Below are 24954 nucleotides of genomic sequence, written 5' to 3' on the forward strand. Positions count from 1 at the left end.
TTATTTTTAGCAGTATACTTAATTAGAAGGCAATGTTCTATATAGGAGGAATAAAAATGAGTACTGAAATATCGTTTGAGCAATTAGAAAGTTTTTCCAAAAAGTGGCGTGAAAATCCAGATAAATTAGTTTTCCAAGCTAGTATTATGAAAAATGGGATTAAAGCAGCAACAGAAAATCCTGTATCAAAAGCAACAGTACAACCCATTTTTTCTCATGAGGTTCATACAGACAAAGTTTCTAACCAACAGCAAAGTGGAAGGTGTTGGATGTTTGCAGCCTTAAATACGTTTCGTCATAGATTAAACGGGACACTAGGCCTGAAAGATTTTGAGTTATCGCAGAACTATACTAACTTTTGGGATAAATTAGAGAAAGCTAATTATTTTATAGAGAATATTATTGAAACAGCGAGTGAAGATGAGGATAGCCGATTAGTTTCATGGTTGCTTGATACACCTCAACAAGATGGCGGTCAGTGGGATATGCTTGTTTCGATTATTGAAAAATATGGGGTTGTTCCGAAATCTGCTATGCCTGAAACTTATCAAAGTAGTAAGTCTGCGGATTTAAATCATCTATTAAACGAAAGACTTCGCACGGATGCAGTTATTTTGAGAAAAGCTGTTAGAGAGCAGGAAGATACAGCTGGGTTGAAGGAAGAAATGCTTGCTGAAGTTTACCAGCTTTTAGTTATGACTTTAGGTGAACCGCCGAAAGTGTTTGATTTTGAATATCGAAATAAAGACAATGAATTTAAACAAGACTTACAAATTACGCCTAAAGAATTTTATAAACGTTATGTAGATATGGATTTGAACGATTATATCCCGCTTATCAATGCGCCAACTAAAGATAAACCTTTTAATCAAGCATTTACAGTCGATTATTTAGGAAATATTGTAAATGGGACGCCTATTAAGTATTTGAATGTGGAAATGGATGTATTAAAAAAAGCCGCCGCAGATCAAATCAAAGACGGTGAAACTGTGTGGTTCGGTTGTGATGTAGGTCAGCTTTCAGAACGAACTACTGGAATTATGGATACTGATATTTTCTTATTAAATCAGGCTTTTGGATTTAAAACAGCTATGACGAAAGCGGAACGCCTTGATTATAAACATAGTATGCTCACTCACGCGATGGTTCTAACTGGGGTTAACATTGTTAATAATGAAGTTAATCGTTGGAAAGTGGAAAATAGTTGGGGAGAAAAGATCGGCAACAATGGATATTTTGTTGCTAGTGATGATTGGATGGATGAATTCACATTCCAAGTGGTGGTCCATAAAAAATATTTATCTAAAGAATTGATTGAAGCATTTAGTAATGAGCCAATTGCACTAAAACCTTGGGATCCAATGGGTTCGCTTGCACTTTAAATTGTAAATTCTGAGATGATTTTGATTCCATTCATTTGGAAAAGAGCTGCTGCTACGCCGGTACCATCTTTTATTTTTCCAGAGAAGGTGCCGTCGTAAATAGCACAGCTTCCACAAGAAGGACTTTTTTCCTTCATAATTATTTGAGTAATACCGAGTTCTTTCATTTTAGCCAAAGTTAAACTCGCTCCGTTTTTATATTCTTCTGTTACATCTAATCCTTGATTATCCATTACTTTAGCGCGACCTAGCCAGATGTCTTTACCATCTCCGCCTACTATTTCAGCTGGATTTCTTGGTGTTTCCAAACCACCTGCAACTTCAGGGCAGAAAGGAATCGCTTCTCCATTTTCAACCATTTGTTTCATTTTAGTAATTTCTTTATCTTTTCCGTCATATCTACAGGCAATTCCGGCTAAACAAGCGCTTACAGCAATCATTTATATTCCTCCTCTATTTTTAAATTTATTTTAACATAAAAAAGCTGCCACCACTTAAAGGCGACAGCTCTTTTGATTATTAGATATTTTGGTAAGCTACGGCTATTTGAGTACCGATTAGTGCATTGTGTTTAACAAGTTCGATATTTGCTTCTAAGCTCTTACCGTCTGTTAGTTCTTTTACTTTTCCAAGAAGGAATGGTGTAACGTCTTTTCCATGGATGTGGTTTTCTTCTGCTTCTTTAAGTGCAGTTTGGATAACATCGTTAATTACTTTTTCATCCATTGCAAATTCTTCTGGGATTGGGTTTGTGATTACAGCGCCACCTTCAATTTTTAGATCCCATTTTGCTTTAAGGGACTCCGCGATAACTTCTGGAGCATCTGCACGTAATGTTAATTCTACGTCGCTTGAACGAGTGTAGAATGCTGGAAGTACGTCTGTTTGGTAACCAATTACTGGAACGCCTTTTGTTTCTAAGTATTCCATTGTTAAGTTTAAGTCTAAGATAGATTTCGCTCCAGCACATACTACTGCTACATTTGTTTTCGCTAACTCTTCTAAATCTGCGGAAACGTCCATTGTTGTTTCGGCACCGCGGTGAACTCCGCCGATTCCACCAGTTACAAAGATACCGATTTCTGCTAATTCAGCACAGATCATCGTTGCAGCTACTGTTGTTGCTCCTAGTTGTTTTGTAGCAATAAGGTAGCCAATATCACGACGAGAAACTTTTGCTACATTGCTGCTTTTAGCAAATAATTCTAATTCTTCATCAGAAAGACCAATTTTAATTTTACCGTCGATTAAAGCGATTGTTGCCGGTACTGCGCCGTTATCACGGATAATTTGTTCTACATCACGCGCCATTTCAACGTTTTGTGGGTAAGGCATGCCATGAGAGATGATAGTGGATTCTAGGGCTACGATAGCTTTTCCTTCTGCTTTTGCTTGTTTTACTTCTTCAGATAATGATAGATAATTTTTCATTTGAATTCCTCCAGATCTTTTTGTAGTTGGGATGTTGATAAATTTTGGCGAACAGTGTATTCAGATTCGAGTGTTCGCGCAGCATTTACGCTCCCTGCTTTTAAAATTTCTTGTAAAGATTTTCCTTCTAACCATGCATAAATTACCGCAGAACAAAATGCATCTCCTGCTCCTGTCACATCTACAATGTTTTCAATGACAATAGCGGGTTCAAAGATAATGCCTTCTACGTTGTTTGCTGCAACTGCACCTTTACTGCCATTTGTAACGATAACATTTTTCACGCCTAAATCTAGCCATTTTTGTGCAGCTAAGCGCCAGTCTTTCTCGTTTTCAATGGTCATTCCTAGGTGAGTTTCTGATTCATCTCGGTTGCATATTAGCCAAGTCACGTGATCCAATCGTTCTGGTAAATGAGACATTTTAGGTGAGGAAACGGGTACTAAGACTAATGGAATGGAATTAATTTCGGCAAAACTTCCAAGGTATTCTAATGTTTCTTTTGGACAATTTAAATCGGCAATAATGGCGCTCGCTTGACTTAGCAAGCCTTCATTTTTCGCCAGTACATCTGGGGTTAGGTGATCGTATGCATCCATGTCCGCTAGTGCAACGAGCAAATCTCCATTGTTTTCAAGTACAGCTGTATAAGAACCTGTTGCGATGCTTGGAAATGCAGTGACATAATCTAAGTTCATATATGTATTACTGGCATTTTTGACAGCTTCCCAGTCGGAGTCTGTTCCACAAGCAGTGAGTAATATAACTTCTTTTCCAAGGCGACCAAGGTTTTCACCAACATTCCTAGCAACTCCACCGGCACTTTGTGTTGAGCGCACCGGGTTAGATGTAGCTAGCTGGGCCTTGTCTTTAATGTAAAACTTCCGATCGACGTTCGCTCCACCTATACAGACGATTTGTTTGGCTTCATTTAAAATATAGGCTTTTCCTAAAATACGACCTTTTTTAATAAGGCCAGAAATAAGGTTCGCTACTGTCGGTCTTGATAAATCAAGTATATCAGCCAGTTCTTGTTGAGAAATGTAAGGATTTTTACGGATGGAATTGAAAATTATCTCTTCCTTTTCGTTCATTTTCGCTTTATTATTCTCCACGATATAATGCACCTCCACTCCAAACTTTTGTTTTAATTTCAAACACATGTTTATTATATATGTAAATGCTTTCTTTTGCAAACTAAAAAAACGAAAATCTACTTCTTTTAGGAAGAAAATTTTCGTTTATCGTTATTTATTTTGAAGGATAAGAAGCTCATTTTCGGTCAGTGGGCGGTATTCACCGAGTTCAAGAGATTCATCTAGTTGTAAGTTCCCCATTGAAATTCGTTTTAAATAGCTGACTGTTTTCCCGCGGGCAGCGAACATTCTTTTTACTTGATGGAATTTCCCTTCTTGGATAATTACTTTTATTTCATTTGGAGTGATAATTTCTAAGCGTGCTGGTTTGCAAGTATAGCCATCGTCAAGTTCAATTCCAGCTGCGAAAGCTTCTACATCCTCTACTGTAACATCACCATCAATTTTAGCATAGTATGTTTTATCTATATGCTTTTTAGGTGAAAGTAAATTGTGAGCTAGCGTGCCATCGTTCGTTATAATTAGCAAGCCTTCTGTATCTTTGTCTAACCGACCGACTGGGAACGGATCAGTAAGCGTATCTTCTTGGGCGAGCAAATCAATGACTGTTTCTGATACATTATCTTCTGTTGCACTCACGACATTTTGGGGTTTATGGAGCATAAAATAGACGAATTCTTGGTAAACGACGGGGGTTCCGTGAACAGTAACTTGATCTTTGTCTGGATTCACTTGGGTCTTACTGTTTTTTTGAATCGTTCCATTTACGACAACTGCCCCGGATTTAAGTAGTGGTTTCACTTCTTTGCGACTCCCGAAACCTGTGTGGGACAATAATTTATCTAAGCGCATGGTTTAGCTCCTTTTTTCTTTTATTGTAACAAAAAAACGAAGATCCTTAAAGGCGCTCCGTTTTCTTTCTATTATTTGATATTAACGGCTTGTTTATTTTTGGGTATTTCCAGACCTAGGTTGCCTCTTAAGGTTGTGGCTGGATATTCGTTTCGATACAATCCCCGACTTTGTAAAAGCGGAATAACTTGATTGACAAATGTTTCAAAAGTACCTGGGATGTCAGACGCGATGATAAATCCATCTGCCGCCTCATTTTGAAACCAAATTTCGATTAAATCAGCTACTTGTTCTTTTGTTCCTATAAAAGGTGTTTTCGGGGTGGCAGCTTCGGTCGCTACTTGGCGCAGGGTCAGGTTTCGCTCTTTTGCTTCTTTTTTGATTCGATCTGTCGTACTTTGAAAAGCATTTTTACCGATGTCGCCAAGGTCAGGGAAAGGTTCATCTAGTTCAAATTGGCTTAAATCATAGTCATCGAAGTAACGCGCGAGATAGGTGACGGCATTTTCAATCGGAATGAGACTCGCAAATTCAGTGTATTTCTGCTCGGCTTCTTCTAAAGTATCCGCTACAATTGGGCTAATTCCTGGGAATATTCGGATTTCTGCTGCATTCCTGCCAGCTTTTTTAGCACGGATTTTCACGTCTTGATAGAATTGAATAGCTTCTTCAAGTGAATCTGAATGCGTAAAAATAGCTTCCGCATTTTGGGCTGCAAAATCCCGACCTGTACTAGATGCTCCCGCTTGGAAAACGACTGGTTCTCCTTGTTTGGAGCGGCCGATATTTAATGGTCCTTCCACTTGAAAATACTCACCTTGATGATTCAAACGATGTAATTTTTCTGGATTAAAAAATTCGCCGGTTTCTTTGTTATAGGTAAAAGCATCTTCTTCCCATGAATTCCATAGTCCACGAACTACACTTAAATGTTCAGCCGCAATAGTATACCTGTCACTGTGGGTCGGGAGGTTTTTCTTGCTATGATTTCGTGCTGCGCCTTCTTGCGGAGAGGTGACTAAATTCCAGCCCGCTCGACCACCACTAATATGATCTAATGAGGAAAGTTGCCTTGCGAGCGTGAATGGTTCCGTAAATGATGTCGAAAATGTTCCAACCAGCCCGATATTTTCTGTAGACTCTGCTAAAGCGGATAAAATAGTAATCGGCTCAAAACGATTAAGAAAATGCGGAATAGATTTTTCAGAAATAAAAAGACCATCAGCAATAAATACAAAACTAAATAGGCCTTGTTCCGCAATTTTTGCACGTGTTTTATAAAAATCTAAATCTGTACTTGCTGCTGGGTTAATATCTGGGTGGCGCCAACCATCTGTTGTGCCGCCAACGCCGTGAATGATTGCGCCAAACTGGATTGTATCTTCTCTAGTCATTTTACTTCCTCCTTTTGTAATAAGGCTTTTTCTAAGTATTCGATACCGATTTCGGTTACTGCTTGGTAAGTCCCTCTTTCTATGTCGCCAATTTCTACTACTGGAACGTGGCGAATACCGTATTTGGCTTGCAGTACTTCTCGTAAGTAATCATGGTCTGTGACGTCAATATCTTGGAAGACAATATTTTGCTCGGTTAAATAATCTTTCACATCTTTACAGTAGTGACATCCAACTTTACTCCAAACAACGACATTAGCCATGGACAACTTCCTCCTTTATCGTTTCACTTAATAATTGGTACGAATAGCGTTTGATTTCCGTGGATTTGACAGGTGTTAAAACGACAAAATCTTGAATATTATATTTTTTTGAAAGTCGGGTAATTTCTTCTCCAACATCTTGCTTCGTCCCAGTTATTGCTCCAATTTTTTGCGTAATAAATCGATACGGTTGGTTGATGCCTTTCACGTAAGCTTCTGCTTGTTCGCGTGAGCCGACATTTACTCTCCGCCCATCCGAAAGCTCCACTTTAATTGATTCTCGCTCTGGAATATGACGGTCTGCAGCAGCTTTTGTCTCAGCTACAACAACAATTGGCGCTAATTGAAAACTTGCTAGTTGATTAACTTGATACTGCTCAAATGTATCACGTGCTTCTTTTAAAGTTTCCTCTTCGCCGTTAATAAAATAAGCAAATACAAAAGAAATCCCAAGTTCGGCAGCTTGTCTTGCACTCGCTACACTTCCGCCAAGCAAAAAGATTTCCGGATTATTCTCTGGTAGTGGTTTTGCTTCGGCTTTGGAAGCAGGTTTCCGTGTAACAAAATCGACTAATTCTATCAACTTAGCGTCAAATGTTTGAATTGGCTTTGCAAAGTTTTTCTGAAGGGCATCGGTCGCTGGTTGAAATCCACCGGGCGCTTTACCGACACCGAGAGAAATTCGTCCTGGAGCTAAGTTTTCAAGCACGTGAAATTGTTCAGCAACTTTATATGGACTATAATGTTGCAGCATTACGCCGCCAGATGCGAGCTTAATAGAAGTTGTTTTTGCGGCAATGTATCCTAAAAGAACTTCCGGTGCAGCTCCAGCAATTTCGTCTGAATTATGATGTTCAGCAACCCAAAATCGATAAAAGCCAAGTTGTTCTGCAAGCTCTGCAAGTTCTACAGTATTTTGTAAAGCCTCACTAGGACGTTCGCCGGGATTAATAATACTTTGATCCAAAATGCTAAATCGGATAGTCATATGACACGCTCCTTTTTCACTTCTTTGATTTCATATAAGTAATCAGCCGAAACTCGGTGTAAAAAGCGTTTTGTTCGTTCTTCTTTTGTGTGGTTGAATACTTCATCTGGCGTGCCTTGTTCGACAATGAGCCCTCCATCCATAAAGACGACTTGATCTGCGACGCGTTTTGCGAACTCCATTTCATGTGTGACGACAATCATCGTTGCACCCGCGCGAGCGATTTCTAACATTACTTCTAAAACTTCACCAACAAGTTCCGGATCAAGCGCTGCGGTTGGTTCATCAAATAAAATGACGTCTGGATTAATCGCGAGCGCACGTGCAATGCCAACGCGCTGTTTTTGTCCGCCTGATAGCTGGGAAGGATATGCGCTAAACTTATCGGCTAGCCCTACCTTTGTTAACTCCCGCGCAGCAATCTCCCGCGCAATTTTTTTCGGGATTTTTCTCACAACAGTGAGTCCTTCCATTACATTTTGAATGACAGTTTTATGGGAAAAGAGATTGTATTGTTGAAAGACCATTGCAGTATTTTTTCGTAATTGTAATACTTCTTTTTTGGAAGGTTTCTTGCAGTTAATTATTTGGTCATGCATAGAAATTTCACCATTTTCCGGACGTTCCAGTAAGTTTAAGCAACGTAAAAAAGTGGTTTTTCCTGAGCCACTTGGACCAAGAATCGTCACTACTTCTCCTTTTTTTACGGTTAAATCAATTCCTTTTAAAACTTGATTTTGTCCAAAGCTTTTTTGAATATTTTTAATGGTAATCATACTGTCCCTCCTTGATATTTAGCGATATTCTTTTCCAAAATATAATTAATTGCTTCTATTAAAATAGTTAAGAACCAATAAATCAGTGCTGCACCAATGAATGCTTCGAGAAAAGCGTAATTATCAGAGGCTACAATCGTGGCCATTCCAGTGATTTCTGGAACCGCGACGATAGCTGCAATCGAAGTTGTATGCAAAAATCCGATGCATAAGTTAGTAAAATTCGGTAGCGAAGTCATAAAAGCTTGAGGTAACAGCACTTTACGAATCGCTTGACCATGCGTATATCCCATAGAATAAGCTGCTTCCATTTGGCCAATATCAACAGCAATAATTCCAGACCGTAAAATCTCAGCTAGGTAAGCTCCCGCCGTAAAGGATAACGCGATTATCACAAATACCACAACTGGGATTTTATTTGCTGATATGCCTAAATCAAATGACTTACTTAAAAAATCGACAATGAGCGGAATTCCTAAATAAATCAGCATTATATGTAAAATCGCTGGTGTGCTTCGAAAAAACGACACATAAAACCTGGCAATCGGCTCCAAAAAACGGACATGGTACATCCGGATGAGCGTTAGTAAAATAGCGATTATAAAACCGAACAATATCGGAAAGAAAGTCATCGCAAGTGTTAACGGTATCGTGTTTAGCATCGCCATTACGGCTGTCCCAATAAAAGGCACATCAAGCGGCATCATCATCTCTCCTTTAAAGTTCTATATCAAAAATACTGGTGAATCTGGTATTCTCTTTTTTAACTCGTTTTTCAATCCATTTGAAAGAATACTCAAGTAGGACTGCTGTAATATAGTAAATAATAGATAACGAAATATAAACTTCGAGCGCGTGATTGCTTAGCGTAATTAATGTTTGTCCTCTACCTGACATATCCATCACACCTATCGAAAAAGCTAGCGAAGTATCTTTCAAATACCCAATGACTAAATTCCCAAAATTCGGCAATGCTTGATAAAGTGCTTGAGGCAAAATGATACGTAAAAATGTTTGGCGCCCGTTCAGCCCGACACTATAAGCCGCCTCCGCTTGGCCCGCATCTACACTATTTACACCAGCCCGGATAACCTCTGCAATGGTCGCCGCACTACTTAATGCATACGTTGCAATAGCGGCATAAAGTGGATCCATTTGCGATAAATCAATCCCGAATATGCCAAAAAGTGCTGGAATTCCGTAAAAAACAATAAATAATTGCACCATAATCGGTGTTCCACGAAAAAATGAAATATATATGCGAGCAAATTGATTTAAAACAGGAATCTGATAAATTCTTGGTAATGATAAAATAATCCCTAATATAAAACCGAAAATAAGCGAGAGTGCCAAGATATATAACGTAATTGGTAAATAACCCGCTAACGTCGGAATAAAATCAGCAATCATTTTCACATCAAACGCTTTATCCATTTAAATGGCACCCCCAATTTTTTAATATTGTTCTTTTGAATAATCTGCACCAAGCCATTTTTCACTCAATTTTTTCAATGTCCCGTCATCAATAATGGATTGAAGTGCTTTATCTACGTCCTTGCTCAGTTCCGTTTTATTTTTACCAAGCATGAAATATACCTTTGCATTTGATAAAACATCGCCTACTACTTTTTCTTTGATGACACTTGTTTTATTTTGGAAATCTACAGCAAAAGGTGTGGAAATTGTTGCATCCGCGCGACCTGTTTTTAGTTGGTTGGCTGTATCATTAGAACCTTGTCCCTCATATGCGATTTCAAAATTATTGCCTTGTTCTTCATTGATTTTCTTTAAGACGAGCGCGCCATTTGATGTCGCACTTGTGATAACACGTTTTCCAGCTAAATCTTTTGTATCATTTATGCTGTTATTACTATCTAATACGGTTAACTGTAATGGGAAATTATTATATGCTACATCGTTAAATAAAAATTTCTTCTCGCGTTCTTTACTTTTTTCCATTTGATGCGCTACAATATCCACTTTTCCGGCACCAAGACTAACGAGTAAATTAGAAAAATCCATCGTTTTAAACTTGAATTTATAGCCTGGTAAACGTTTGTCAATTTCTTTCACTAGTTCAACGTCATAACCCGTTAATTTGCCATTTTCATCTAAAAAGCAAACATTAGGAAACTGTGTACCTGTTCCGACTGTGATTGTTTGAACTTTTTTATTTGCTGCTTCTGGTTCGTCTTTCGCTCCACATGCGCTTAATGTTAATGCGACTACAAGGCCCAGTGCTAAGATCCCATATTTCTTTTTCATTCTTTCTCCCCCTTTTTTATGTCCAGCTAGGTATTCCAAGTAATGCGGCATCGAATTTTTCCGGAATTAAAATTTTCCGCATCATCACACCGACATCGCCGTCCTCTTCGTGTTCAAAATAAACTTCATAGCCGCGGCGCAAATACATATCAAGTAGCCACGGATGTTTTCTAGCAGAAGTACCAAGCGTAAGTGCCGGAGCTTTAAGAGTATCGCGAAGTACCCGCTCTTCTACATAAGTTAATAATTTATCACCAATCCCTTTTCCAGCTAGTTCTGGCGCTGTTGCAAACCACCAAACAAATGGATATTTAGAAGGAGGCGAACTACTCTCCCACGGAAAACGAACAGTAATTGTAGAAATTAATTTACCATTCCGTTCTAAAACAAAAGCTGAAGAATTAACGATATTTTCGGTAACCATTGCTAAATCTGCATTAGTAGAAGGCCAATCGATTCCCAGTTCTTTCACAGACTTAAAAGCACTCGACAACAATTCCAAAAACTCTGGCGCATCTTCCACAGTCGCCACTCTAAAAATATCTTCTGCCATTTTCTACTCGCCTCCTTAAACTTCCACTGAATTTTGATTTAATAACGAAATGAACTGATTTAATGCACTATCCAGTCGTTCTTTCGCCGTAATTTCAATTTCATAAAGCCCATCACCCAGCCGCTCGATTTGCTTATCAACCGTAAACTGACCTTTCAAAATTATCTCAGCACCTAGCTCTTTTAAAACTGGATCTAGCGCGTACTGTAATGCAAGTAAATGTCCATTTGATCCGCCAAGCCCTAGCGGCAAAACCACTTTCCCTTTTAAAGCTTTGAGCGGTAAAAGATCTAAATAAGCTTTTAACACGCCTGAATATGCAGCTTTAAAAATGGGTGTTGCGATAATAACGCCAGAACTGGACTCAATTTCACTATTTGCTAAATGAATATCAGGATGCGTAAAATCGGCCGTTACTAATGCTTCTGCTTGAATTTTGTGCACTTCGATAATTTTAACTTCCGTACCATTATTCGTTAATTGATTTGCTGCTAGTTGAATTAAACCGTTCAGCCGAGATTCCGTTTTGATACCCCCAGCAATAATTGTCACTTTTCCCATCAAATCGCCCCTTTTAATTCCCATCAACTTACTTGGTTTTTAGATATTAGCTATACTATAAAGTAAAAGATTCTGTTTGGCTAATCAAAAAAACTAATAGCTAACCACAGTAATACTAATACTTCTATTCTAATCCGCATTATTCCTATGAATTTTATCAGATTAATAAATTGCTTCTGGCTATTTTACGGTGTATACTGTTAGAAATATCAAAAAACTCCAATATGAAGGGGGAATTATATTGGAATTTAGAACCATTAAAACTTTTTATACGGTAGTAAATACGGGAAGTTTTCAGCGGGCTGCAGAAGTATTAAATTATTCGCAGCCGACTATTTCGATGCGAATTAAACAACTGGAACAAGATTTGGATGTGCAGTTGTTTGAACGGGGGAAAACATTAAAACTAACCCACGCCGGCAGATTGTTTTATGAAAGAGCAGGTCAGCTAATCGCTCAATATGAAGTACTGGATCATACAATATTTGATTTAAAAAATGGCAATGCCGGCCTTATTAAAATAGGAATCTCAGAACCTAGCGCGAGCCTCGTCTTACCACAAATTTTAAAACAATTTTTAACCGATTTTCCAAAGCTAATGGTGAATGTTTCTGTAGATGATGCTAATACGTGTAGCCAAAAGTTGATTGACGGGGAAATTGATTTTGCCATTTGCGGAGAACCTGAGCTAATTTTGGAGAACTTTTATTTTCCTTTTTACCATGATACGCTTGATTTGATTGTGTCAGAAAACCATCCTTTAGCTTCTCGGACGTCTGTAGAATTGCTTGATTTGCGTGATGAATGCTTTATTTTCACTCCAGCAAATTGCCCGATTCGCATCCAAATTGAGCAACATTTAAAACGTGCCATTGGTAGTGATTATAAAAAAATGGAACTCACTAGTAGCATGTCTCATAAGTATTTTGTCCGTGAAAACGTTGGTGTTTCTATTTTTACGAGCACAGCACATTCCGAACTCCTAGAAGGAACTGTTCGTATTCCGATTAAAAATTTACCTATTTCACCTCCAATTGGTCTTTTAACTAACCAAAAAGAAAAAGACTTTGATAGTACCACGAAAGAATTTATTGACCGGATTATTTATTATTTTGATGATAAAAAAAGCAGTTAGACTAAATAAATAGTCTAACTGCTTTTTTTCGTTAAAATTCTAGTTGGAAACTTGCTTCAATCGCAAGAAGATTATCTCGGTAAACTTTCATTTCTTTCCTCGTAATTATCCCTTTTTCAAAATAATGTTGAATTGTTTCCCGTTCAATTTGAGAAGCTAAATCAATCGTTGTTTGTAGTTCTTCATTATCTGTTTCTTTTTTATGTTTGCCATAACCTAAGGCTCGTTCAAAATTCATTAAATACAAGGAAATAATTTCAGGGTTAAATTCGTTTTTATCAAGTTCATTTAACTTTTGAACGACGAATTGATTATTTTCATTTTGGAGTTTAGCTCGCTCTTTTCTACGTTCTTCAAAAGAAAGTGGCACTATGCGGAAATCACGAATACTATGACTTAAAAGCTGACGGTATCTCATTCTCGCCCGATATTTTTCAGCTCTTGTTTGGACATAAAGTCGTTTCCCAAGCCGCATCATAAGCGATAACCCAACCCCGGTGTCAATTTTCCGTTCGAATACGAGCCTTCTTGTATTTTCAAGTTGCCATTCTTGCGTTAAACGCCGCAGTTCTTTCTCAGTAGCACTCACTTCTTTATGTTCCATTAACGAAAAAATTCGGCCATTATACATTTTTAGTACATTATTCATTTCTACTTCATTCTCGTCTGTTTTATAACGTTGCAATTGACCGACAACATCTCGTAATAGCGCAATTGCAGTAGTATGATCGGCTACTACAACCTCTTTTTTAGTAGCAAAAAGAGGTAATGTGAAGTTAGCTAAAAGTAGTGTCGTAATAATTACTCCAGCGGCAATAAAAATCAATAAATCACGTTCAGGAAAAGCATTGCCCTGACCTAAAACAAATGGTAGGGATAGCGCACTGACTAATGTAATCGTTCCTCGTACACCTGCTACAGTATACAAAAACGTATTTTTTAGCCTGCTCACTAAATCTGCATGGGGATTTTCCTCGTAATTGCGGAAAAACAAAATCCATAAGAAACGAAGAGCAAGTAGTAAAAACGTTATTCCGAAAATATATAGGAACAACATGCTTTTATGTATCCCCGTATCTTCCCAAATAGCTGTCATAATTTGCGGCAGCTGAGTCCCAAGTAAAACAAACACAAGCCCATTGAGACTAAAAATAATTACTGACCAAGTATTTTTAGAAAGCAAATTAAGTTGCGCCATTTCTGGATTGATTTTTTTATAACTAAACGAATGCACCATTCCCGCGCTAACTACAGCTAAAATACCATTAACTCCAATCTTTTCCGCCACCATAAAAATTAAAAAAGGCAGCAAAATTTCCATTAACATAAAAGAAGTCATATTTTCAATTCCGAGTTGGCGCAGACCACGCATTAGCACGATTTTCAGTAAACTAAGCACCACTCCAAGCGCAATCCCCCCTAGCGAAAGCAGTAAAAAACTTGTTCCAGCAGATATAAAGGAGAATGTTCCCGTCACAAGCGCTAAGACTGCGAATTGAAAGGAAACAAGACCAGAAGCATCATTGATAAGCGATTCTCCTTCTAAAATATGCATAATTTTATGTGGTACTCTTACTTTTTCAGCTAACGCTCCAACCGCGACCGCATCAGTTGGCGCTAGTGCTGCAGCAAGCGCAAATGCAGCCGAGAAAGGTATCGCTGGAATTAAATAATGAATAAAAGCTCCTAAAACTCCCACTGTTACAAACACTAGACCAATTGATAATGATAAAATGGCTTTTCGATTTTTCCATAACGATTTTTTATCCGTCCTAGCCCCGTCATTAAAAAGGATTGGAGCCATAAATAGTAATAAAAATAACTCAGGATTTATATCCATCGTATGATCCCCGAGCGGAATCGCCAAAATAATCCCTAGTAGTACTTGAATTAAAGGCACTGCAATACTTGGTAAAAATCGACTTAACACATTTGATAAAAAAACTGCACTTAACATTAATAAAATCAGTTCAAAAATCTCCATTAATACATCCCTCGTTCCCGTTTCCGCGCCAATTTTTTAGTCTCTTGGCCAGAATTTATCCGTTCTCATACTAACAAAATTATTTTTTGAGAACATCCGTCTCTGTATGGAGTTTTTCACGTTTATTTACTTTTTCTGATAAACTACTTGTTCATTAACAACTGTCAACATAACTTCTAGATGACGAAGTTTTGCAGGTTTTATTAGGAAAGGGTCTTCTGCTAAAATCGTAAAATCCGCTACAAATCCGGGTGCAATTTGACCACGGGTAGTCGTTTTATAGCTTGCAAACGCAGCCCCTTTTGTATAAAGTTCGATTGCTTCATATACGGTAAGTGATTCTTCTGGCCAATATTGCACACCATCCAAATCTGCGTTAGCCGTTCTTGTAACAGCGGCATGAATCCCCAAAAATGGATTAGGCACTTCAATCGGGGCATCACTACCTCCAGCTAATGGAAATCCTGCTCGTAAAAGCGAATTCCAAGCAAAAGCAAGTGGCGGATGATTTTCACCAAGCACATCGATAGCCCACGGAAGATCACTAGCCATAAACTGTGGCTGCACATCAAATAATATCGGTAAGCCAGTCGCTTCTGCTATTAGTTCTTTTGTAAGCCAAGGTGTATGAATTAATCTATCGTATTGTCCTTCTTGAGGCGGGTTTGCTCGTAAAGTTCGAATCACATTAGCAAAAGCTTGATCGCCTAAAATATGAATCGCAACAGGTAAACCCGCTTTTCTTGCTGACTGAACTAAATCCTCAAAAGCTTTATCGGAATGAATTTGTAGTCCTTTTTCGTTCGTATTATCAGCGTATCCCGCACTCATTAGCGCCGTACGCGAACCAACTGTACCATCATAGAAAATTTTCATTGCGCCTAATTCTAAAAATTCGTCACCACTTATAAAACTTTCTTTAGACGCTGAAAAGTTTGCAAGTTCTGCATGATGAATTAACAAATGTGCGCGAAATGGCAATCCATTTGCTCCCACCGTATTCCGAAAGGCTGCAAAAGTAGATTTAAATCCCGTAAAATAATGTAAGTCTTCCGAATGTGCGCCGGTTACTCCTTTAGACCATAAATCTGTTATTGCGATTTTTAACCAAGCGTTTAATTCAGCAGGTGTCGCCGCCGGAAACGCGTCTATAGCAAGCGTTGTCGCATTATCTCTTAAAATACCAGTAAATCCCCCAGCTTTATCACGAACAATTTCACCACCGCCATCAAAAGCGTTTTCCGAAAAGTTTTCGATGTGCGCTTTTAAAGCCGAATTAATCGACACACTATGGTAATCAATCCGTCTAACTAAAATTGGATTGGTTTTACTTACCTCATCCAAATCAGCTAAAGAAATCAATGTTTGCTCATCTGACCATTTATTTTCATCATAACCCTCTACAAACAACCATTCCTCACTTGCAAGTTGCTTTGTTCGTTCAAGAATAAGTGCTAATGCCTCTTTTTTAGTGGTTGTTTGATTTAAGTTCAGTCGCTCTAAAGCTTGTCCGTACCATAGCAAATGGATATGCGCATCAACAAATCCCGGAAAAACTACTTTCCCTTCCAAATCGATTGTTTCATCAATTTCAGTAGCATATTGTTTTTTGAGGTCCGCTACTTCACCGACGGCATGAATATGACCATTTTTTGTTAAAACAGCAGAAACTTGCTCACCTTCTGCTGTCATTTGATAAAATACACCGTTTTTCCATAATTTCATTTTCTATTCCCCCTGATTGATGGAAATTTTCAAGACTGCTTTTTCTTGTTGGTCCTTTTTCTGTAAAATTTGTTGTAATGTAATGCTAACTAGTGCACATCCGAGTAAAATAAATGCGCCAATAAATAAAGCTTTGATGCCGCCTAAATTTTGAACTACAATTGCTCCTAAAAATGGCGCGAGCATGCGAGCAGCTGTAGCCATTCCGTTCACTAAGCCTTGATATAAACCTGCCGCTCCTTTTGGTGCAAGTTGATAAGCAATGGTTGGAATCGCTGGCCAAGCAAACATTTCGCCGAGTGTTAAGAAAATCATCCCTAGCACAAAGCCGCTATATACGCTTGCATTCATTGCGACAACAAAAGATAAAATAAATAAGAAAATACCGATATAAATTTGCGCCAGTAAGTATTTTTTAAATCTATTAACAACTGGAATTAAAATTAATTGCCCAAGTACAATAAGAGCGCCGTTTAAACTCCATAAATTACCGTATTCACTAGATGTCACACCTTTTATTTCCGTCATATAAGTAGAAAGATTGGACTGCCACTGTACGTGTGGTAATTGGCAGAGTAAGTATGTCAGTAGTAGTAGCATAAAAGAACATAATGCGAGCTTCGTTGGAAATTCTCGTTTTGCTCCTTTTTTACGATGCTTTGTTTCTACATTCACTTTTTCTGATTTCCAGTCTATTTTATGGAAGAAAAAGAAAAAATAGCCAGCAAATATAATTGCAAATACAAAAGAACCAATATATACGTGGCTCATTCCTTGTTTTGCTAATAGACCTGCAAGAAGCGGACCTACTGCAACACCGATATTTTGAGCTACGTAAATCGCATTAAATCCTGTTCTACCGCCAGTTGGATGCGTTAATCCTGCCGCCGCGTAAAGCCCTGAAAACACCATTCCCATTGCAATACCAACTGCCCATAAATTCCAAATAAAGAACGGAAATCCATGGAAGAAACATAATGACGCTGTTGAGAGCACTAATATTATCGTACCAATTGTAAGTGAAATAAACCCTGAAAAACGGTCAAAAATAAGGCCACCAATAATACTAGAAATAATTCCTACACCTGAATTAATCAACAATACTAATGAAGCATCCGTGGTTGACATACCCAATTCTTGCGTCATGTATATCATATTAAAAGGCCAAATAAATGATAGCCCTGTATATAGTAACACCATTCCAATAATAACAATCCATAAATCCTTTGGTAACCATTTTGTCATTTTTTACACTTTCCCTTCTTAAAAACTAACCTTTTTTAGGTTATCACAACCAAGCGCTTTCGAAAAGAAAAATTTCATCAAAAAACCACCTAGCAAATTATGCTGGTGGCTAATAAGGGACTGGCAATAATTCCCTATCATGGTTATTCTAAGTGTACTATGAATTGCATCATTTGTCTGTGAAAATGTTAGAAATATCTTAATTATTTTTTTCTAATAATAAATCATATTCTAAATCTCTTAAATAAGAGTGAAATTGGGATACATTTATTTCAAAATAATAACCTAATTCATAGAGAATGTGTCGTTCTTTCAATTCATTTAATTGAGCTAAATAGGACTCTTGGGGGAGTTTTTCCATAATCTCTTGACGAAAGTACCCTTGTGCTATTTTCCAAGAAGTAGTATGAAGTTTATCAGGCATTTTATTAATAAACCATTGGATACAATCCTTTGTTTCCCGTTTTAAAAAGTTCATTTCTATTGCAGTTAAATCTTCCAGCTTTACTTTATCCATGTTTTTCACTATATCAGCAACATATGTTAAAGGAATTTTCCATGCAACGGTTTTACTTAAAGGGTGAATTTTTGTCTTTTCTCGAATAAAACCAAGAATACTTCCTTTTCCCCAGGAACTATTTTTTTCTGCATATTGTGTTACGCTTCCTTCATCAATCGCGTAAACAAATTCACTATTTTCAGGACAATAAATAATATCATCCTTATTCCAATAAACCAATTCGGCTACCTCTTGAAACTTCGGATTACTAGTTAAAGTAAAAATTAACTCCATAGTAAACATTCCCATCATTTATCCTGCCTCCTCAAAATCATTGCGAAACTGCAACTTCTTTAATCATAATAAAAAAAGAGCGAGAGGTAAGTTCCTAAAGAACCATCTTCTCGCTTCTTTTGTCTATTTTGTGACAAAATTAATATATTTCTTTTTAAAACGTTATATTTTTAACGTTTTAAGATAAAACTAGATAAAAAACTAACATTAATTCTGATGTTCTCCCTTTCTAATAACCCACCAAAGGGATAAACAAGTAAAACCTTGAAAAACAAAAAACAATCCTAAGATAATTCCAATAGCAATCGCTACTAATGTATTCGTAAATAGCGAAATAACTGCAATGATGATTCCTAAAATCCCCATGATGAGTAGTAAAGTCCAGCCCGGGAAACCTTTTACAGCGAAAGCCGTTAAAATTCGTAAAATCGCTGAAGCTAATATCCAAATTGCAAAGATGATAATAAAAATGCGTTCTGCCATATTTGATTCAAAAATGGCAAAACCACCTACCAAGATAGATAATATCCCATCCAACATAATCCATTTAGAAATACTCCAATATTTACGTTCTCCAAAATAAGAAATAACTTCATTAATACCATTTAGCACTAAAATAATACCGATAAAAATAGTTAGCGCTTGAAGAGAAGTACTCGGATTAAACATTAAATAAATACCAAGTCCAACCATAGCTATACCAAGGATTAACACAAAATAAGTATATAACTTTCTCATCATTCCACTCCTTTTAATGGTTAGTAAGTAAAGATCCAGCTGCCTCATCTATAATAAAGACAACATTTGGATGATTTCGCAAAATAGAAGCCGGGCAATCTACGCTAATAGGTCCTTCTAACAACCCTTTAACCGCCTCGGCTTTACGTTCACCTGAAGCTGTTACTAAGATTTGTTTTGCATCCATCATATCCGCAAGCCCCAGTGTAAGCATTTGGGATGGCGCTTCTTCTTCTTTTAGATTGTTATACATGATGGTACTTTTAATGGTAGATTCATCGCTATCTGCTAAAAATAAGCGAGCATCAAATGGGGTACCTGGTTCATTCGCACCAAGATGACCATTTACTCCGAGTCCTAAAATCTGTAAATCACGTTCATTTTCTTTCAAAACTTCCTTGTAACGGGCAATTTCATCCGTAAAATCATCTAAGCTTCCATCTAACAATTCTACTCTTTTTGGCATTTTGGTGATTAAATCATAAAATTTTTGATGCATATATGTATAGACAGTAAAAGATGCCTCTCTTTTAGCCACATATTCATCAAGGTTCATTAAAAATACCTTTTCAATTGGGATTTCACCAGCGTTAATTCCTTTAACAAGTCCTGCAAACATCCCATCAAAACTCGCTCCTGTTGTTGTATTGATAACTGGATTATCATTTTCTGTAATTATTTGTTTCACTACTTCAAGAGCTTCTCGTGACATTTCTTCATATGTTTTTGTTTTAATTAATTTCATCAAAATTCCTCCTCCATATACTACTCATTACCCAAACAATATTTTCTAAATCAAGTTATGTTTTTCGAAGCTTGCATATAATCCATCTTCATCAACCGATTTAGTAACTTCATCAGCAAGTTTTTTCAACTCTTCTTTAGCATTTCCCATTGCAATGCCAGTTTCACAATACGCAAGCATTTCTGCGTCATTCATACCATCACCAATCGCAATGGTATCTCTTTTGTCCGCACCAATATGCGCTAACAGAAACTCAATTGCTGTTGCTTTATGAATATCCGGAACCATTAATTCTCCACTATCGTCTCCAAAAATAGGCACTGTACAATGCAATACTTCAAATTTACTACTAAATTCTTTTTTAATTTCTTCAAATGGTACATCTTTGTTTTCTAAAAAACATGCTTTATTAACATCTGAGCGGTAAAGGTTCGTTTCACCGTAAGTTAAACTTTCCATAAACGGATGTGGGTTATTAACTTTTTTCTCACGTGCTATTGGATCATTTTCCACATCGCCGTAAACTAAACTATCTAAGTGGGCTTCTAAGTTTTCACTAGCAAACAAGCCACCGTTTGATTCCAAATAAAAATCTAAATTCTTTTCGCGGAAAAAATCAACCATATGAACAACATCTGCATCCGCTACTTTTTTATGATAAATAGTTTCATTGTCTACTTCGATATAACCCCCACCAGCCCCAATAATTCCATCAAAACCAATGGATAAAATGGACTCATAAAGCTCTGGTTTGGACCGACCAGTACATAAATAAACTTGATGCCCATTACTTCTTGCTTTTATTATGGCCTCCCTTGCCGATTCTGGTACAAGCCCATCATCACTCACTAGTGTGCCATCTACGTCTACAAATACTATCTTTTTCGTCATGTAATACCTCTTTTCGTCTGTTAATAGTCTAATTATAGCATTTCTTTCATAGGAAGACGTTCAATTATATAACAAAAAAACATCGAATAGTAATAACTGTTACCATTCGATGTTTTTTATTTTATTTTAACACTGGCCAAAATGCTTTATTTTCACTAATCATTTCATCCAACACTTTTTTAGCAACCGTTGCATTCGGAACTGATTGATTAAGTGTAAATGCTTGTAATGCTTTTTGATAAGAATTTTCAAAGTAGGCATCTACGAGTAATTTTTCTGCTGCAACTTGTGCTTCCATTAAGCCTTTATGGAAATCTCCAATCTCTGGCAAAGCAATAGCTTCTACACCGGTCGCCCCAACATAAGCTGGTACTTCAACCACCGCATCACTGCGTAAGTTTGGAATAGAGCCTTTATTTTCAACTATTAACATAAAGCGACTTTTCTCGTCATTTAATAAGGATGTAGCAATATCAACAATATATAAACCATGCACGCCAAAGTAGAAATCAAGCACATCTTCTTTTTCTTTATTACGGATTTTGTCAGCCATTTCTTGAGTTTTTTGCTCGCGGCCGTCCATTACTGTATTAGCACGCGTATAATTTGGATCTGCATAATCTACATACATATCCGGATACAAATAATATTCTAAATAATTATTTGGTAAGTTATCTGGGAAGTTTTGCACCATAAAGCGAATCATATTAAATGCGCGGTTCCAACTTGGGTCTTCTTCTTTGATTTCTTGAACTTTTAATTTCTCTAACAGCTCTGGCATAATATCACGTTTCAATGATTTATCATAAATTTTGGTATACCAACCAAAGTGATTCAAGCCATAGTAAGTAGCAACCCAGTTATCGCGGTCATATCCATAATTTTTTGCTAGTGTATCTTCAATACCAATTGTCATATCACAAACATTAATCATTCGAATACCTGGAAATTGTCTACGTACTGCTTCAGAAATAATTGTTTCCGGATTCGTATAATTTAAAATCCAAGCTTCTGGAGCGTATTTTTGAATAAAGCCAACTAATTCTAAAAGTGGGCCAATGCTGCGAAGTCCATATGAAAATCCGCCAAGTCCACATGTTTCTTGTCCGACTAAGCCATGTTTAAGTGGGATTTTCTCGTCTTTTTCACGCATTTTAAGTCCACCAACACGAATTTGTGAAAAGATAAAGTTAGTGCCAGTAAAGGCTTCTTCTGGGTTGGTTGTCTGAACTAGCTTAATACTTGAAAAGCCTTGTTGCTCTAGCATATATTGCAGAATTAAAAACATGTTTTCATTTCTGGATGCTTCAATATCGTATAAACGAATTTCACTTACTGGAAGTCTTTCTTGTCCGTTAAGCACTGCTTGAATAATTCCTGGCGTGTAAGTACTTCCACCACCGGCGATAGTAATAATTTGTTTTTGCATGCCTTTCACTCCTTAAAAACTTACTCATTATTGTTATAAATAGTTTGTAATAACTCCACGCATTCACGATAAGTGCTACATTTGCTTATTTGTTCTACATACGATTTATTAGAAGCTATTAACGATAAAAAATCATTAATTAATGGCGCTTCCGTTCCATCTAATTCTTCAATCATTGGAATCATAATTAGACTAACCTTGTGACTATCCCAAATAATTGGCTTTTTCATAATACAAATAAAAATACCACTTTTAATCGCAACATTTTTAATTGGATGAGGTAAAGCAATCCCTGTTGGTATAGCTGTTGAAAATAACTGTTCCCTGCTAAATAATTTTTCCGTAAAACCAGTCGGTACATATCCTTTACTTATACAATATTCACTTAAAAAATCAATTGCATTATATTTCTGGTCATATTCATAATTGGTCAAAAATAAATCTTCATGTAAATATTTTTCTTTAATATAAGCAAATTTTTTCATTTTATTAGCTTCTATCGTTGCCGAAAGCTGTTTTTTTATTGTTACTTCTTCAATTAAACCAATATTGTTTGATAAGACAATACACGGGACTTCCACAGGCAAATCAATTTTTTTAGTAGAAATACACAAATCAACATCTACATTTTCTGATAGTAGTAATTGACACTGTGTATTATCGGTAATCTCTATAACTTCTACGTTTACGGGTCTTAGTACTTCTGCTAATTGCTCTCGTAAGTAATACATCGCAGCTTTACCTTCTAGAACAATGAGTGCAATCCGTACCACTTGGTTAAGTTGATGTTTAGCTTCTATTTTTCGGTAGTATTGGTATAAATACATTACGAGTAGAATAATTTCTTCTTGATTGAGAATTACTCCTAGACGTTCTAATAACTTTTCTCCGATGAAAATGGCAATATCTAGTAAGTAACTGTATTGCTGCGTGATGATATGTGTCACTTGATTTTTAATGACAATACCTCTTTTAGCCCTCTCAAGTGCGATAAAAATGTGTTTTGTCATATCGCTAGTTACTTCTAAATCAGTTGTAAAATCTATGAGATAAACATGCTTAATTTCTTCAAGAATGAGTAAAATTTCTTGGTAAAGTTCGCCTTCTAAGACCTTTTTAGTAGTGACTTGATTTTCAAAATTATTCATCGCAACAATTTTTTCATATTCAGTCAAAATAAATTGTTTCATTTCAGCAGAAATCCCATAACCCGCTTCCTGCTCTAACGCATCAAAGAGCTCTCTTAAAAACGGGTTATCGATTTCTGTAACAGTTGATTGGTCTGGATGTTTTTTTAAGAAACTACTACTATAAATTATTTGCGTTAATAAGATGGTTTCATCAAAATACTTTAAAACAACCTTATGTTTATTAATCATTTCTAATACTATTTGACGAACTTTTTCATTATTAATTTCTTGAAAACAATTGGTAATTAAGATTGTTTTTAATGACTCATCTAGCTTTGCGATGCGGTTTAATAATTCCATTTTCGTAGTTGGTGTGGCACTTATAGCGTAAATACCATCACTAGAATGAATGACTACATCTAAACCTAACAATTGTTCAAAGTAGCCTCGTAACCACTGAATATCACGTTGGATGGTAGATTCTGATGTGAATGTTTCGGTTGCATATTCGTATATATCTACTCCATCATCTACAAGTAATTTCTTAATTAATTGCGCCATCCGGTTTTGTTCAAACCCAGTTTCTTCCTCAACGTCAACCGGAAAAGGTTTCTCCATATTATAGGCATATCCTAACTTTTTAGAAGTAAAGATAAAGTCCTCTCCTATATTTTCTTTAATAACACGTATATCGTTTCTAATTGTCCGATCGCTTATTTGAAATAAATCCGCTAATTTTTTTCCAAGCAACCAATTATTTTCATTATACAGCGTGCTTAAAATATTCTTTTGACGTTGATTAAGCATTTTTAATCACCTATTTCATTTTTTTGGAATATCATGATAGGAAATTAATTCTACATTATTTTCATTTAAAAACTGGCGCATTCTCGGTGAAATTAAACTTTCTAATTCATTCGCGCGTGGCATAGAGAATGTTGAATTTTCCAGAATAAAAGTATCTAGGTAACCAGGATGTGTCATGATTTCAACATAATCATAACACAAAATAGAAGCTGCATTGTCATAAATATAGTCTAAGTTATCATATTCACCATACGGGATTTCAAGCGGCTTTTCCCACATAAACTCGACATGCTCAAAACCTTTTGTATCATGATTTCTAAGTGGTATCCCAATTTCTTCTGCTAGCCTTTTCGCGGCATTAGTAACGGCTGGATAAATATCTGTTGAAAATAAATGGCTATCCAAGTGGCTTGGCTTTTTCTTCATAAACTCAGTAAAACGATAATATTGTGCTTTAAACTCTTGGTAAACCTCTTCTTCGTTGTACGGATATTCAGGAGTAATAAATTTAGGCTTTATTAATTCGCCGTCTTCATTCACTAAAGTTGCTCCATTTGTTAGCGGTTTACCAAGTGTCAAATTAAGATGCAAGCCAATTCCGAGCGTTGGTGTTTTTTTAGATAACTCTACCGCATGTTCAAAAGCTGGCATAGTAACCATTAACGTTGTAGAAGTTAATACACCTAAATTATGTGCATCAATAATTCCATAATTGATAGCTCTTGTGAACCCAAAGTCATCTGCGTTGATAATTAGCTTCATAGCTTTTC

At 36.7% G+C, this 24954-nt stretch carries 25 protein-coding genes; 2 read left to right on the plus strand and 23 right to left on the minus strand.

All coding sequences use genetic code 11. The features are described from left to right. Positions 1-56: 56 nt before the first annotated feature. Positions 57-1382, plus strand: a complete 1326-nt coding sequence (pepC, locus tag HCB38_RS14595; RefSeq protein ID WP_185638916.1) for an aminopeptidase C — start codon at positions 57-59, stop codon at positions 1380-1382. Here pepC and HCB38_RS14600 read toward each other — a convergent pair. From HCB38_RS14600 to ssuE, 13 genes are all read right to left on the minus strand, one after another. Continuing rightward, a complete protein-coding gene (locus HCB38_RS14600; protein WP_185607817.1) occupies positions 1379-1822 on the minus strand; it encodes a 2-thiouracil desulfurase family protein in 444 nt (147 codons plus the stop codon). The genes pepC and HCB38_RS14600 overlap by 4 nt on opposite strands. A gap of 79 nt (positions 1823-1901) precedes the next feature. Beyond that, positions 1902-2813: a pseudouridine-5'-phosphate glycosidase gene (locus tag HCB38_RS14605; RefSeq protein ID WP_003770033.1), complete on the minus strand. Its 912-nt coding sequence runs from the start codon at positions 2811-2813 to the stop codon at positions 1902-1904. Next, on the minus strand, positions 2810-3928 hold the full coding sequence (locus tag HCB38_RS14610; protein WP_185319420.1) for a carbohydrate kinase: 1119 nt from the start codon (positions 3926-3928) through the stop codon (positions 2810-2812). Before HCB38_RS14610 ends, HCB38_RS14605 begins: the two co-directional genes overlap by 4 nt. 132 nt (positions 3929-4060) lie before the next feature. Further along, the gene (locus HCB38_RS14615; RefSeq protein WP_185619657.1) at positions 4061-4762 is read right to left on the minus strand and encodes a pseudouridine synthase; all 702 of its coding nucleotides are present in this window, start codon (positions 4760-4762) and stop codon (positions 4061-4063) included. A gap of 71 nt (positions 4763-4833) precedes the next feature. After that, positions 4834-6156: an LLM class flavin-dependent oxidoreductase gene (locus HCB38_RS14620; RefSeq protein ID WP_185619655.1), complete on the minus strand. Its 1323-nt coding sequence runs from the start codon at positions 6154-6156 to the stop codon at positions 4834-4836. Then, positions 6153-6419 carry a glutaredoxin family protein gene (locus HCB38_RS14625; RefSeq protein WP_185607814.1) on the minus strand — a complete coding sequence of 89 codons (267 nt, stop codon included), beginning with the start codon at positions 6417-6419 and terminating at the stop codon, positions 6153-6155. The genes HCB38_RS14620 and HCB38_RS14625 overlap by 4 nt, the downstream gene beginning before the upstream one ends. Continuing rightward, entirely contained in the window at positions 6412-7407 is a 996-nt protein-coding gene (locus HCB38_RS14630; RefSeq protein WP_185638918.1) for an LLM class flavin-dependent oxidoreductase, read from the minus strand. The genes HCB38_RS14625 and HCB38_RS14630 overlap by 8 nt, the downstream gene beginning before the upstream one ends. Beyond that, the gene (locus HCB38_RS14635) at positions 7404-8183 is read right to left on the minus strand and encodes an amino acid ABC transporter ATP-binding protein (protein ID WP_185619653.1); all 780 of its coding nucleotides are present in this window, start codon (positions 8181-8183) and stop codon (positions 7404-7406) included. The genes HCB38_RS14630 and HCB38_RS14635 overlap by 4 nt, the downstream gene beginning before the upstream one ends. Next, positions 8180-8887 (minus strand): amino acid ABC transporter permease, encoded by a 708-nt coding sequence (locus tag HCB38_RS14640; RefSeq protein WP_185638920.1) that lies wholly within the window; start codon positions 8885-8887, stop codon positions 8180-8182. Before HCB38_RS14640 ends, HCB38_RS14635 begins: the two co-directional genes overlap by 4 nt. Positions 8888-8900: 13 nt before the next feature. Next, on the minus strand, positions 8901-9617 hold the full coding sequence (locus tag HCB38_RS14645) for an amino acid ABC transporter permease (protein WP_185619651.1): 717 nt from the start codon (positions 9615-9617) through the stop codon (positions 8901-8903). A gap of 21 nt (positions 9618-9638) precedes the next feature. Beyond that, positions 9639-10448: an amino acid ABC transporter substrate-binding protein gene (locus tag HCB38_RS14650; protein WP_185638922.1), complete on the minus strand. Its 810-nt coding sequence runs from the start codon at positions 10446-10448 to the stop codon at positions 9639-9641. 16 nt (positions 10449-10464) lie between these two features. Beyond that, positions 10465-11001 carry a GNAT family N-acetyltransferase gene (locus tag HCB38_RS14655; RefSeq protein ID WP_185319428.1) on the minus strand — a complete coding sequence of 179 codons (537 nt, stop codon included), beginning with the start codon at positions 10999-11001 and terminating at the stop codon, positions 10465-10467. A gap of 15 nt (positions 11002-11016) precedes the next feature. Then, a complete protein-coding gene (gene ssuE, locus HCB38_RS14660) occupies positions 11017-11562 on the minus strand; it encodes an NADPH-dependent FMN reductase (RefSeq protein WP_185638924.1) in 546 nt (181 codons plus the stop codon). Positions 11563-11803: 241 nt separating this feature from the next. Between ssuE and HCB38_RS14665 the strand changes: the two genes are divergently transcribed. Continuing rightward, positions 11804-12697, plus strand: a complete 894-nt coding sequence (locus HCB38_RS14665; protein ID WP_185319430.1) for a LysR family transcriptional regulator — start codon at positions 11804-11806, stop codon at positions 12695-12697. A 31-nt stretch (positions 12698-12728) separates the two neighbouring features. Here the strand turns inward: HCB38_RS14665 and HCB38_RS14670 are convergent, their stop codons facing one another. From HCB38_RS14670 to HCB38_RS14715, 10 genes are all read right to left on the minus strand, one after another. Continuing rightward, on the minus strand, positions 12729-14681 hold the full coding sequence (locus HCB38_RS14670; protein ID WP_185319431.1) for a Na+/H+ antiporter: 1953 nt from the start codon (positions 14679-14681) through the stop codon (positions 12729-12731). A gap of 126 nt (positions 14682-14807) precedes the next feature. Further along, positions 14808-16406 carry an amidohydrolase gene (locus HCB38_RS14675; RefSeq protein ID WP_185638926.1) on the minus strand — a complete coding sequence of 533 codons (1599 nt, stop codon included), beginning with the start codon at positions 16404-16406 and terminating at the stop codon, positions 14808-14810. A gap of 3 nt (positions 16407-16409) precedes the next feature. After that, on the minus strand, positions 16410-17651 hold the full coding sequence (locus HCB38_RS14680) for an MDR family MFS transporter (RefSeq protein ID WP_185319433.1): 1242 nt from the start codon (positions 17649-17651) through the stop codon (positions 16410-16412). A 199-nt stretch (positions 17652-17850) separates the two neighbouring features. Continuing rightward, entirely contained in the window at positions 17851-18462 is a 612-nt protein-coding gene (locus HCB38_RS14685; protein WP_185319434.1) for a hypothetical protein, read from the minus strand. A 189-nt stretch (positions 18463-18651) separates the two neighbouring features. Then, positions 18652-19182 carry an HdeD family acid-resistance protein gene (locus HCB38_RS14690; protein WP_185619641.1) on the minus strand — a complete coding sequence of 177 codons (531 nt, stop codon included), beginning with the start codon at positions 19180-19182 and terminating at the stop codon, positions 18652-18654. Between the two features lie 13 nt (positions 19183-19195). Further along, positions 19196-19927, minus strand: coding sequence for a glucosamine-6-phosphate deaminase (locus HCB38_RS14695; protein WP_185319436.1), 732 nt, complete (start codon positions 19925-19927; stop codon positions 19196-19198). Positions 19928-19972: 45 nt separating this feature from the next. After that, positions 19973-20818 (minus strand): Cof-type HAD-IIB family hydrolase, encoded by an 846-nt coding sequence (locus tag HCB38_RS14700; protein ID WP_185638929.1) that lies wholly within the window; start codon positions 20816-20818, stop codon positions 19973-19975. 121 nt (positions 20819-20939) lie between these two features. After that, positions 20940-22247 (minus strand): 6-phospho-alpha-glucosidase, encoded by a 1308-nt coding sequence (locus tag HCB38_RS14705; protein ID WP_185638931.1) that lies wholly within the window; start codon positions 22245-22247, stop codon positions 20940-20942. A 20-nt stretch (positions 22248-22267) separates the two neighbouring features. Continuing rightward, positions 22268-24184, minus strand: a complete 1917-nt coding sequence (locus tag HCB38_RS14710; protein ID WP_185638933.1) for a BglG family transcription antiterminator — start codon at positions 24182-24184, stop codon at positions 22268-22270. 15 nt (positions 24185-24199) lie between these two features. Then, positions 24200-24946, minus strand: coding sequence for a carbohydrate deacetylase (locus HCB38_RS14715; RefSeq protein WP_185638935.1), 747 nt, complete (start codon positions 24944-24946; stop codon positions 24200-24202). Positions 24947-24954: the final 8 nt, after the last annotated feature.

The organism is Listeria farberi (assembly GCF_014229295.1).
Classification (GTDB): domain Bacteria; phylum Bacillota; class Bacilli; order Lactobacillales; family Listeriaceae; genus Listeria; species Listeria farberi.